The 12,642-nt window shown below is 61.8% G+C and carries 6 protein-coding genes; 5 read left to right on the top strand and 1 reads right to left on the bottom strand.

All coding sequences use genetic code 11. From position 1 onward, the window contains the following. Positions 1 to 4 precede the first annotated feature (4 nt). The 4 genes from ACP7AJ_RS19065 (at position 5) to ACP7AJ_RS19050 (ending at position 9,337) form a co-directional block, all read left to right on the top strand. The gene (locus tag ACP7AJ_RS19065) at positions 5 to 2,833 is read left to right on the top strand and encodes a glycosyl hydrolase family 95 catalytic domain-containing protein (RefSeq protein WP_426061794.1); all 2,829 of its coding nucleotides are present in this window, start codon (positions 5 to 7) and stop codon (positions 2,831 to 2,833) included. Positions 2,834 to 2,986: 153 nt separating this feature from the next. Next, entirely contained in the window at positions 2,987 to 6,604 is a 3,618-nt protein-coding gene (locus ACP7AJ_RS19060; protein WP_426061793.1) for a malectin domain-containing carbohydrate-binding protein, read from the top strand. Between the two features lie 147 nt (positions 6,605 to 6,751). Continuing rightward, positions 6,752 to 8,347 carry a sodium:solute symporter gene (locus ACP7AJ_RS19055; RefSeq protein ID WP_426061792.1) on the top strand — a complete coding sequence of 532 codons (1,596 nt, stop codon included), beginning with the start codon at positions 6,752 to 6,754 and terminating at the stop codon, positions 8,345 to 8,347. A gap of 63 nt (positions 8,348 to 8,410) precedes the next feature. Beyond that, positions 8,411 to 9,337, top strand: a complete 927-nt coding sequence (locus ACP7AJ_RS19050) for a dihydrodipicolinate synthase family protein (protein WP_426061791.1) — start codon at positions 8,411 to 8,413, stop codon at positions 9,335 to 9,337. A 160-nt stretch (positions 9,338 to 9,497) separates the two neighbouring features. Here ACP7AJ_RS19050 and ACP7AJ_RS19045 read toward each other — a convergent pair whose 3' ends face one another. After that, complete coding sequence (locus ACP7AJ_RS19045; protein ID WP_426061790.1) at positions 9,498 to 10,394, bottom strand: AraC family transcriptional regulator; 897 nt, start codon at positions 10,392 to 10,394, stop codon at positions 9,498 to 9,500. A gap of 575 nt (positions 10,395 to 10,969) precedes the next feature. Between ACP7AJ_RS19045 and ACP7AJ_RS19040 the strand changes: the two genes are divergently transcribed. Next, entirely contained in the window at positions 10,970 to 12,619 is a 1,650-nt protein-coding gene (locus tag ACP7AJ_RS19040) for a fucose isomerase (protein ID WP_426061789.1), read from the top strand. Positions 12,620 to 12,642: the final 23 nt, after the last annotated feature.

Raw genomic sequence — 12,642 nt, 5'->3', positions numbered from 1 at the left:
CGCCATGCCATACCCGCGCTTCGCCTTTTTCCTAGTCCTGTGGAGTTGGCTGGCCACTGGGCCCGGCGCGGCCCAGCAGCCGGACTTGCAGCTGCGCTACCAGCAGCCCGCCGCGAAGTGGACCGACGCGCTGCCCATCGGCAACGGGCGGCTGGGCGCCATGGTATTCGGCGGAGTAACCCAGGAGCGGATTCAGTTCAACGAAGCTACCCTCTGGACCGGGCGCCCGCGCAACTACAACCGCTCCGGCGCCGCTCAGTACCTGCCCCAGCTCCGCCAGTTGCTGGCCGAAGGCAAGCAGGCCGAAGCCGAGCAGCTAGCCGAGCAGCACTTCATGGGCCTCAAGGACCACGAGGAAACCTACGAGGCCGAAAAAGCCATCTGGCTGCAAAAGGTGCGCGCCGTGAGCGTAGCTCAGGCAATGGCCATTAAAGAATGGAAGCCGCTGGCCCTACCTACGCCGAACGGCTGGGAAAGTGCCGGCCTTGAAGGGCTGGACGGAGCCTTGTGGTTTCGCACCACCTTCGACCTGCCAGCGGCCTGGGCCGGCAAAGACCTCACGCTGAGCCTGGGCCGCATCCGCGACGCGGACGTCACTTACGTGAATGGCCAGCTGGTCGGCACCGACGAAGGCATCAGCAAGAAGCGGCGCTACCTGGTGCCCGCCGCCGCGCTGCGCCCCGGTCGCAACGAAGTGGCGGTGCAGGTTATTAACTACTTCGATAAGGGCGGGCTGATTGGGGTCAAGGAAAAGCAGCCCGTGCTGGTGGTGTACCCCGAAGGGGCCGACCCCGCTGCCGGTGTGCCACTAAGCCCCGCTTGGCACTACTGGGTGCAGGACGCCAGCCCCCCGCTCGCGCCCAGCTTCCAGGCCTCTTACCAGCCTTTCGGGGACGTGCGGCTAAGCTTCCCCAAGGCCGACAGCGCCAGCGCCTATCTCCGGAATCTGGACCTGAGCCAGGCCGTGACCCAGGTGGCCTACCGGCAGGGCGGGATACCCTACGTGCGGGAGTATTTTGCCAGCGCCCCCCGGCAAGCCATTATTTCCCATCTGGATGCTGGCATCAAGGGGAAGCTCAGCTTTACTGCCCGTTTCGATAGCCCGCACGAAAACCGCAAGGTGTACCGCGTCGACGACCACACCCTGGCGCTGGCCGTGCAGGTGCGCGACGGGGTGCTGCGCGGTGTGAGCTACCTGCGCATCATCGCAAAAGGTGGTCGGCTACGAGTGACGGACAACCAGATTCAACTTGAAAATGCCGACGAAGCCACGATTTACTTAACGGCCGCCACCAATTTCAAGAACTACCAGGACGCCTCGGCCCAGCCCGAATTGCAGGCGAAACAGCAGCTGGACAAGGTCTCGACCAAGAAATACGAGGTCCTGAAAGCGGAGCACATCCGGGACTACCGCAAGCTGTTCGGCACCTTCTCCGTTGAACTGGGGCATGGCCCCGGGGAGAAACGACTCCTGACCGACGAGCGCATCAGGCACTTTACGCCGGCCACCGACCCCGCGCTGCTGGCCCTGTACCTGCAGTACGGCCGCTATCTGCTCATTGCTTCGTCGCGGGCGGGTGGGCTGCCAGCCAACCTGCAAGGCATCTGGAACGAGTCCTTGACACCCTCCTGGGGCAGCAAGTACACCACCAACATTAACCTGGAAATGAACTACTGGCCGGCCGAGGTGCTCAACCTCGCGGCCTGCACCGCGCCACTCGTCAGCTTTGTCAGCGAGGCGGCCCAGGCCGGCCAGGCCACCGCCCAAAACAATTACAACGCCCGCGGCTGGGTGCTGCACCACAACACCGACATCTGGCGCGGCACGGCCCCCATCAACGCTGCTAACCACGGCATCTGGGTGGCGGGCGCAGCATGGCTGTGCCAGCCCCTTTGGGAGCATTATCAGTTCACTCAGGATAAAGCGTTTCTGCATCAGCAGTACCCCGTGCTAAAGAGAGCAGCCGAGTTTTACATGGACTTTCTGGTGAAGGACGCGCGCACCGGCTGGCTAATCAGTACGCCATCCAACTCGCCCGAGCACGGCGGCTTGGTGGCCGGGCCCACCATGGACCACCAACTCATCCGCGAGTTGTTCAACACCACCCGCACCGCCGCCCAAATCCTTGGGGTCGACGCGGATTTTCAGAAAGTGTTGGTTGAAAAAGCCCGCCAGTTGGCTCCTAACCAAATTGGCCGGCACGGCCAGCTGCAGGAGTGGCTGGAAGACAAGGACGACCCGGCCGATACGCACCGGCACGTGTCGCACCTCTGGGGCGTATTTCCCGGCACCGACATCAACTGGGAAGCCAACCCGGCCCTGATGCGGGCAGCCCGAAAGTCGCTCACACAGCGCGGCGACGAGGGCACCGGCTGGAGCTTGGCCTGGAAGGTTAACCTGTGGGCGCGTTTCCGTGACGGCAACCACGCCCTGCGGGTGCTGGAAAAGCTGCTCTCCCCGGCCGACAATGGCACCGGCAGCGAGCAGGGCGGCGTCTACAATAACCTGTTCGACGCCCACCCGCCCTTTCAAATTGACGGCAACTTCGGCGGGGCCGCCGGCATGGCAGAGATGCTGCTGCAAAGCCAGGCTGGCACTCTCGACCTGCTGCCCGCTCTACCCGACGCGTGGCCCACGGGCTCCGTGCGCGGCCTGCGCGCCCGGGGCGGCTTCGTGGTGAACATGAAGTGGGCCCAGGGCCAACTGCAAGAGGTAGAAATTGAGTCGGCCGCTGGACGCGAGTGCGTGGTGCGGTACGGCGAAAAACAGCGGCGCTTGGCTACCAAACCTGGCAAAGTTTATAAGTTGACGAGTGAATTACACATCAAATAACAGAACGTCATGCTGAGCTTGTCGAAGCATCTCTACCGCAGCAGTAATTCATGCTGTCACAACGAAGCAGTAGAGATGCTTCGACAAGCTCAGCATGACGTTCTTGTTTTGTCGGGATTCAAGAAATTTCGATTAATTCATTTACTTCCGCTGTTGCTCGTTGTCCTGCTGGCCTGGACCGGTGGGGCCCGTGCTCAGGCCCCGCCGCGTACGACTATTCCCTTGCTCGACAACTGGCAAACCGCGGCCGACGACAAAAACCAGCAAGCCTTTGCCGGCTTCGAGCGGCCCGATTTCAACGACCAAAACTGGCAAACCGTGGCCGTGCCCCACAACTGGGATGCCTACGAGGGCTACCGGCGCCAGCGCCACGGCAACCGCCACGGCTACGCCTGGTACCGCAAAACCTTCACTACAGCGCGGGGCCCCAAGGACGCCCGCTACTTCCTGTTCTTCGAAGGCGTGGGTTCCTATGCCACGGTATGGCTGAACGGCCGGCCGGTGGGCACGCACGCCGGGGGGCGCACCACCTTCACCCTGGATGTGACTGAGGCCTTGCTCGCGGCGGGCAAAACCAACGTGCTGGCCGTGCGAGCCGACCACCCGGCCGGGATTCAGGACCTGCCGTGGGTGTGCGGCGGCTGTTCCGAGGAGCGGGGCTTCTCGGAGGGTTCGCAGCCCATGGGCATTTTCCGGCCCGTGCAGCTCATCATCACCAGCCCAGTGCGCATCGAGCCCTTCGGCGTGCACGTGTGGGCCGATTCGAGCTTGTCGGCTCAAGCTGCCCGCTTAAGCGTGGAAACGGAGGTAAAGAACTACGGGGCCGCGGCTCAGAGTTTGACTGTGATTAGCCAGCTGCTGGACCGGCAGGGGAGGACCGTTGCGGAAAATAGGACCCGGCAGAAGCTAAAGGCGGGCGCGGCCGCGCAGCTTCGTCAGCAACTGCCTGAGTTGAAGCAGCCCCACCTGTGGTCGTTGGCCGACCCCTACCTGTACCGCTTGGTGACGCGCGTCTTCGCCAAAGGCAAACTGATTGACGAGCAGGAAACCCCCTATGGTATTCGTTGGGTGAGTTGGCCGATTGGCAGAGCTGCGACCACGCAAAAGCAGTTTCTACTCAACGGCCAGCCCGTTCTCATCAACGGCATTGCCGAGTACGAGCACCTGCTAGGCCAGAGCCATGCATTTAGCGACGCCCAAATCCGCACGCGGGTGCAGCAGGTCAAAGCTGCCGGCTTTAATGCCTTCCGCGATGCCCACCAGCCGCACAACCTGCGCTACCAGGCCAACTGGGATTCGCTGGGCGTGCTCTGGTGGCCACAGCTGGCGGCCCACGTGTGGTACGACACGCCGGCGTTTCGCGCCAACTTCAAGGCCTTGCTCACCGACTGGGTGAAGGAGCGCCGCAACAGCCCCTCGGTGGTGCTCTGGGGCCTGGAAAATGAAAGCACCTTGCCGGCCGACTTCGCCCGCGAGTGCACCGCCCTCATCCGCCAGCTCGACCCCACGGCCTCGCGCGAGCGCAAGGTGACGACCTGCAACGGCGGGCAGGGCACTGACTGGGACGTCCCCCAGAACTGGACCGGCACCTACGGCGGTGACCCCGCCACCTACGCCGCCGACGTGGCCCGACAGGTGCTCATCGGCGAGTACGGCGCCTGGCGCACCCTCGACCTGCACACCGAGGGGCCGCCCGTGCTCAATGGCGGCCCTTTCAGCGAGGACCGGTTTACCCAGCTCATGGAGCAGAAAGTGCGCCTGGCCGAATCAGCCAAAGACCAGACGGCCGGCCACTTTTTCTGGCTGCTGACCTCGCACGACAACCCCGGCCGGGTGCAGGGCGGCGAAGGGCAGCGCGAACTCGACCGCATTGGCCCCGTAAATTACAAGGGCCTGCTCACACCCTGGGAGGAGCCTACCGACGCCTTTTACATGTTCCGGGCCAACTATGCGCCTAAGGACAAGGAGCCGATGGTGTACATCGCCTCCCACACCTGGCCGGACCGCTGGCTGACGCCCGGCCGAAAAGACAGCCTGAGCGTGTACTCGAACTGCGACGAAGTGGAGCTGTTCAACGACGTGAACGCGGCTTCGTTGGGTCGGAAAACGCGCGCTGGCATCGGTACTCATTTTCAGTGGGATGGTGTCGATATTAAGTATAACGTGCTCTACGCCGTGGGCTACGTGGGTGGTAAAGCAGTGGCCAAGGACTACATCGTGCTGCACCACCTGCCCAAAGCGCCCGGCTTTGACGCCTTTTTGACCAATGCCCAGCCGCTCACTCAGCCCCAGCTGACTTACAACTACCTCTACCGCGTGAACTGCGGCGGGCCGGAGTACGTGGACCGCCACGGCAGTGCCTGGCAGGCCGACCAGCCCCGTCTTACCCCGCAAACCTGGGGCTCGGAGTCGTGGACCCAGGAGTTCCCGGGGCTCTCGCCATTCTTCGCCAGCCAGCGTCGCACCCATGACCCTATTGCGGGCACCACCGATTGGCCACTGTTTCAGAGCTTCCGGTACGGCCGGGAGAAGCTGCGCTACCATTTCCCCGTGCCCAACGGCGAGTACATGGTGGAGCTGTACTTTGTAGAACCCTGGCTGGGCACCGGCGGGGGCCTGAACTGCACCGGCTGGCGCCTGTTTGACGTGGCCCTGAATGGGCAGACGGTTATTAAGAACCTCGACATTTGGCAAGAGGCGGGCCACGACCACGCGTTGAAGAAAACCGTGAAGGCGCGGGTTACCGACGGCCAGCTCACCATTTCCTTTCCAAATGTGGCTTCCGGGCAGGCCATTATCGCCGGCATTGCCATTGCCAGCCCGGATGCTTCGACCCGGCCGGCGCCCGCTCCCCGGTCCCTCATCAGCAGCCTGCGGGTGGCCGACCCCGCCCTGGCCGCGCAATGGTCGACGCAGACGTGGCTGGACACGGGCAGCCCGGCCTACGCCAGTTCCCCGGTTGCCTTCAGTGCGTTGCCTTCGGCATTGTATGGCGCTGAATGGCTGCGGGGGCCGCTGGCGGTAGCCTCTTCAGCGCCCAAAAAAGCAAGCAAATCGGGGCAGGAAATAAAACCAGGTACCGCCTCCAACCCGCGGGAATTGGTTAATCCCGTTGCGTTCACCGTCACAGCAGCCGCTGATGTTTACGTCGCCCTCGATGCCGTGCAAGGCACTCGCCCCGCGTGGCTGCAGGCCTACGAGGACACCAAAACTAGCCTTGAAACCAATGAGAATGGTGGCCACCAGTACCGCGTGTACCGCCAGCGCTTTCCGGCTGGGGCCCTGGTGAGCCTCGGCCCAAACGCTGGTATGGCCCAGGCGCGGCCCTACCTCGTGGCTGTGAACCGGGCCAGCACCATTGAGCCGGCTTACGACCTAAAATCGGTGACCGGCTACAAGCCCGCTACCGCCCGCGTAAGTGGCCCCGGCATGACGAAGGAAACCGTCAATACCAAGGAAAGTATCACCTTCAAAGAGCCCCGCGGCGGGGCCGTGGAGTGGACCATCAGCGTGGGCGTAGCCGACACGTATTCGCTCACCTTGCGCTATGCCAACCAGCTAACCAAGCCGCTCACAGGCAAGCTGTCGGTATCGCTGGCCGATGGCACGCTGCTGCGGGAGGAAGAAGTGACCCTGGTGCCCTCCAAACCCGGCAAGTGGAATTACCTGGCCAGCTCCACTGGCAGCATGATTAACGCGGGCAGCTACAAGGTGAAGCTTAGCGGCACCGATGCGGCCGGGCTCAGCGTTTCGGGCCTGGATGTGCAGTAGGAGGGCGCCGGGTGCAGGATAGTTAAGATGGTACAACAGTAGGGGAAAATCATACAGGCGGCCCGTGGGGGCCGTCGGTAAATTTGCTGATGGGACGACAAGCCTGGTTTTGGGCAACATGTCGCGGCAATTTGGTAATATGGCATCATGAGCAATTTGCGAGTTCTTGACCTAATTATCATCGCGCTGTATTTGGCCGCCATGATTGCCGTGGGCGCTTGGTTTGCCCGGAAAAACGACAGCGCCGAGCAGTATTCCAGTGCCTCCGGGCTGATTCCGGGCTGGGCCATTGGCATGTCAATCTACGCGACCTTCCTGAGCAGCAACACCTTTCTGGGTGTGCCGGGCAAGGCCTTTGGCACGAACTGGAACGCCTTTGTTTTCAGCATTTCTATGCCCCTGGCGGCCTGGGTGGCCACCCGCTACTTCGTGCCGTTCTACCGCAGCACGGGCGAAATTTCAGCCTATACCCACCTTGAGCACCGCTTTGGCAGCTGGGCCCGCACCTACGCCGTGGCGTGTTTCCTGCTCACGCAACTGGCCCGCATCGGCTCCATCTTCTTCGGTATTGCCCTCACGCTGCAGGCGCTCACGGGCTTTTCCATGGAGATAATTATGCTCGTCACTGGCAGCTGCATCATCGTGTACACGGTGCTGGGCGGCATCGAAGCCGTCATCTGGACCGAGGTGGTGCAAGGCGTGGTGAAAACCTTTGGCGCCCTGCTCATCCTCTACCTGATAGTAACCAACATGCCGGGCGGCTTTTCGCACATCATGACTATTGGGCAGGAGCAGGGCAAGTTCAGCCTGGGGGGCTTCGCGCCCGATTTAACTCAGTCCACCTTCTGGGTGGTGCTGCTTTATGGCTTCTTCATCAACCTCAACAACTTCGGGGTCGACCAGAACTACGTGCAGCGCTACCATACGGCCACCTCGGCCAAGCAGGCGGCCAAGTCCATCTGGCTGTGCGTGCTGATTTACGTGCCGGCCTCGCTGCTGTTCTTCGTCATTGGCTCGGCCTTGTTTGCCTACTACCAAGTGCACCCCGAGCTCATCGAAGCCGTGAAGATGAAAGTAGCCGCCGAACGGCTGCCGCTGGCCGCAACAGCCGCTCAGATTACGCAGGCTGCGGCCCAGCTTCAGCCCGCCGACTACGGCGACAAAGTGATGCCGCACTTCATGGTAACGAAAATTCCGCCTGGCTTTGTTGGCCTCATCGTGTCGGCCATCCTGTCGGCGGCCATGAGCACCATCAGCTCGGGCATGAACGCCTCCGCCACCGTGTTCACGGTCGACATCTACGAGCGGCATTTCCGGCCCAACATGGGCGTGAAGCACACGCTACGCACCCTGCACCTGGGCACGGTGGTAGTGGGCCTGCTGGGCATGGGCGTAGGCATTGCCATGATAGGCGTGAAAAGCGTGCTCGACGTGTGGTGGGAGCTGTCCGGCATCTTCGCCGCGGGCATGCTGGGCTTGTTTTTACTTGGCATCATCAGCCGCCAAACCCGCAACGCCGAGGCCCTCACGGCCACCATCATCGGCGTGCTCGTCATTGTCTGGCTCACGCTCTCGCCCAACCTGCCCGAAACCCTGGCGGGCCTGCGCAATCCTCTGCACAAAAGCATGGTGATTGTTGTTGGCACGCTCACCATTTTTCTGGTCGGCCTGGTCCTCACCCGCCTCCGCCAGAGCCGCACCCTAGCGGACCTACCCGAAGAAGTTAAGCAACCGGCCCACTAGCTGTCCTCACGTTTTCTATCCCAAACAGCCGGCCCCGCCCCTCGCACCTCAGCCCTATTCCGTATGAAAAATTCACCCAAGGGATTTATCCCCGTTATGCTCACGCCCTTTCAAAACGACGGGCAAATTGACTACCGTGCCCTTACCCGCCTCACGGAGATGTACTTAGAGGCTGGTGCAGCCGGCTTGTTTGCCAACTGCCTTTCCAGTGAGATGTTTGAGCTGAGCGCTGACGAACGCCTGCAAAGCATCCGCCATGTGGTGGACGTTGTTGGCGGTGCCGTGCCCGTGGTGGCCACCGGTACTTTCGCCGGTTCGCTTGTCGAACAAGCCGATTTTGTGAAGCAGGTATATGGGGCCGGCACCGAGGCCGTCATCGTCACCACCGGCTTGCTGGCCACCCAGGAGGAGTCGAGTGCGGTGTTTAATGAGCGCATCTTCCGGCTTATGGAGTGGACGGCGGGCGTGCCGCTGGGCTTCTACGAATGCCCCGAGCCTTACAAGCGCTTGCTGTCGGCCGACGAGCTCGAGCGCTTCGTACGCACCGGCCGCGTTACCTATCACAAAGACACCTGCCTAGATATCGAGCAGGTTCGGGCCAAGCTGGCCGCAACCAAAGGGCACCAGTTCGGCCTTTACGATGCGTACATGGGCCACGCCGTGGCTTCGCTGCGGGCCGGGGCAGCGGGCCTGTCGTGCATTCAAGGCAACTTCTTCCCCGAGCTAATTGTGTGGCTGTGCAAGAACTACGACAACCCAAGCCTTAGCGCCGAGGTGGACGAGGTACAGGAGTTCTTCATCCGCAATATGGGCGTGATGCACAACGTGTACCCCACCGTGGCCAAGTATTCGCTCATGCAGCGGGGCGTGGACATTTCCACGTTCACCCGCCGCAAAGTGGGCGACTTTAACAGCACCATCCGCGAGGGAGTAGAAACGTTGTACGGCGACTACCACACCCTGAGCCGCCATCTGGAACTGGTGGCTTAAGGCGGCGCCCCGGGGTTCAGGACCCAGCACAAGCTTGTGCAACTAAAATAAAAAAGGCCCTCTCTGACATGCAGAGGGCCTTTTTAGATCGAATAAAGAAAAGCATGCCGTCAGGCTCCCCCGCAATCAGATAGGGGGCCGGGGAGGCATTTCGCCTATACTACGCGGCCATCGCCAGCTCCTTGTGGCTGTGTAGGTACTTTTTCTTGTACTCCAGGGGCGTCATTCGGGTGATTTTCTTGAAGTGCCGGTAGAAGTTGGAGACATTGTTGAAGCCGCACTCAAAGCAGATTACTTCCGTGGGCAGCTTGTCCTCGATGAGTTGGCGGCAGGCTTGGCTGATGCGGATTTCAATCAGAAAATCGTAGTAGGTTTTCTTGGTTATTAGCTTGAAGTAACGACAGAACGAGGTCACGCTCAGATTGCTGATGGAAGCGATTTCGTCGAGGGTAATCTCTTTCTTGTAGTTGGAGAGCGTGTAGTTGCACACCTTGTTGATGCGCTGCACGTCAGACTCGTTGGACTGCTTGAAGGCGTGGTGCTCCGAGGCAATGGTTTTCACTTCGGACGTCTCGGACAGGATTTTGAGAATGGACAGGAAGATAATGATGCGGTCCAGGTCCGTCGCGTGCACGGCCTGGCGCATTAGAGGGGCAAGCTTGGCCTTGGCCTTGCCGCTGATGAGCAGGCCGCTCTTTGCCTTCTCAAACAGTTTGGGGATAAGGTAGGCCTCGGGCAGGCCAAAGAGGTAGCGGCCCAGGCACTCGGGCAGAAACTGAATGACGATGGCTTCGACCTGCTTTTCGGGGTTGCCCTGGAAGTACTCCTCGTTGCAGCGCCAGGTGTGGGGCAGGTTGGCGCCAAGCAGCACAATCTCGCCCGCCGAAAAATTGCTGATGTTGTCGCCCATCAGGCGCACGCCCTCCCCTTTGATAACATAATGCAACTCCAGTTCCGGATGATAGTGCCACACGGTGCCGAAGTTGGGCTTCTGGTCGTGGCGGACACTAAACGAGCTTTGCGTGGTAACCGGAACTTTGTGAAAATGGGCTTTCATAGGATTACAGAAGTGGTGGGATTTGATGTGGAAAGGGAACTGTAAAAGGCCACGCCGGCAAGCAAAAGAGGCGGGGAAGGAAGAGCTACTTGGTCATGAAATCGATTGGGGTAGAATAGGAGAGTGGCAGCTGGCGTAAGCAATCCGGCCGGCTGCCGGGTTGGTCTAGGATGTTATCCTGCGGGGTGCAGGCCTTTAGTTGGTCCCCAGCCGTCAGTTGCTGCTGGAAAAGGTTACCAATTTATTAACCCCAGCAAGCGGTACTCTCCTGTACCTGCCTGCTCCGCGCTTTTCGGCGACAGAAAATTTGCGGGTTCATGCTTTTATGGCGAACCCGCGGCCCGGCCCGGTAGCAGCCGAACGCCGGGGCAAACTCTGTTCTGCGCGCTGGGGCATGGTAATATCCTACACTAAGTAGGCAATGACTTGGAGGGCTAGCGGGCTTTATCCCGGCAAATTTGTCTACCCGGTGCTGCCAGGCTTGCCCTGCGCCGCTTGTGGCCGGCAACCGGTGCCGGACGCGGTCCGCCGCCTGGTCTTGATTCACAATTTTTCAGTTGCACGCCGTGGTTACTGTGTCTACCAAAGAAGTATTGCTCCTTGCCAGCGGCGACCTGCGCCTGGCTGCCAACAAGAACTGCTGGGCCGCCCAGCAAGCCATGGAAAAAGAACTCGCGGCCGCCCTGGCCCGGCAGGGCTGGTCGGTGAAGCGGGCCCATGCCTATGACCCTGACAAGCAGCACGGTTTCATCGACTCGCAGCGCATGGGCATGCAGGTATTCCGCTCCCTGAACCCACAGCAGCCCATCATCGTGGCTGAGAGCGTGTGGCAGTATTCGCACCACGTGCTCTCGGGCCTCACCACCCACCAGGGCCCCATCCTGACGGTGGCCAACTGGAGCGGCACCTGGCCCGGCCTGGTGGGCCTGCTCAACCTGAACGGCTGCCTAACCAAGGCCGGCGTGCCCTACAGCACGCTCTGGAGCGAAGACTTTACCGACTCCTTTTTTGAGAACGGCCTGCAGCAGTGGCTCACCCAGGGCCGCATTGCGCAGGACCTGCGCCACGTAACCAGCTTTGGTCAAGCCTCACTGCCAGCAGCGGAAGAGGAGACTGGTCGCGAGTTTGCCCGGCGCTTCCGCCAGCAGAAGGCCATCATGGGCGTGTTCGACGAGGGCTGCATGGGCATGTACAATGCCATTGTGCCCGACGAGCTACTGCACGCCACCGGTGTCTTCAAGGAGCGCCTCAGCCAAGCTACCCTCTACGCCGCCATGCGCGAGGTGACGCGTGCCGATGCCCAGGGCGTGCTCGACTGGCTGCTGGCCAAGGGCATGAAGTTCAACTGGGGCACCCAGGAAGCCACGCAGCTTACCCCGGCCCAGACCTTGGAGCAGTGCAAGATGTACATCGCCGCGGTGCGCCTCGCCGCCGATTTCGGCTGCGATACCATCGGAATTCAGTACCAGCAAGGCCTCAAGGACCTGACTGTTGCCAGCGACCTGGCCGAGGGCCTGCTCAACAACACCGACCGACCGCCGGTATTTTCCGCCAGCGGTGAAGAACTGTACGCCGGGCAAGCGCTGCCCCACTTCAACGAGGTGGACGAGTGCGCCGGCCTCGACGCTCTGCTCACTTACCGCCTCTGGCAGGAGCTGAGCATGTCCGGCGACACCACCCTCCACGACCTGCGCTGGGGCGAGACCTTCGACACCGGCGACGGCGAGGAGTTTGTGTGGGTGTTTCTGATTTCGGGAGCAGCTCCACCCTCGCACTTCGTCGACGGCTACGCGGGCACCAGCAGCGAGCGGCAGCCCCCCATGTATTTCCGGCTGGGCGGCGGCAGTGTGAAGGGCGTGAGCCGGCCGGGTTCCATCGTCTGGAGCCGCGTGTACGTGATGAACGGCAAGCTGCACTGCGACCTGGGTGTGGGCGAAGCCGTGGCCCTGCCCGCGGCCGAAACGCAGCGCCGCTGGCAGCTCACCACCCCCGAATGGCCCATCATGCACGCGGTGCTGCGTGGGGTGAGCCGCGACCAGATGATGGCCCGCCACAAGGCCAACCACATTCAGGTAGTGTATGCGCCCTATGAGGCCAAGGCCCACCAGGCCTGCCGCATCAAAGCCGCGGCGTTGGCCGAGCTAGGCGTGGAAGTCCACTTTTGCGGCGACGTCGTCGGCATCCGGAACGCGCCCGTGCCCGAGCCAGCCACGCAGTCGGCGTAACGGGGCCGGGGCCCGCCGAGGGT

Source organism: Hymenobacter sp. B1770, assembly GCF_049896385.1.
Classification (GTDB): domain Bacteria; phylum Bacteroidota; class Bacteroidia; order Cytophagales; family Hymenobacteraceae; genus Hymenobacter.
This window is presented reverse-complemented; position numbering and strand designations above follow the sequence as displayed.

What these genes read in the sequence shown, in the direction of transcription:
- ACP7AJ_RS19050 (WP_426061791.1), top strand. Translation starts at nt 8,411, where the DNA reads ATGAAAAATTCACCCAAGGGATTTATCCCCGTTATGCTCACGCCCTTT.
- ACP7AJ_RS19055 (WP_426061792.1), top strand. Translation starts at nt 6,752, where the DNA reads ATGAGCAATTTGCGAGTTCTTGACCTAATTATCATCGCGCTGTATTTG.
- ACP7AJ_RS19045 (WP_426061790.1), bottom strand. Translation starts at nt 10,394, where the DNA reads ATGAAAGCCCATTTTCACAAAGTTCCGGTTACCACGCAAAGCTCGTTT.
- ACP7AJ_RS19065 (WP_426061794.1), top strand. Translation starts at nt 5, where the DNA reads ATGCCATACCCGCGCTTCGCCTTTTTCCTAGTCCTGTGGAGTTGGCTG.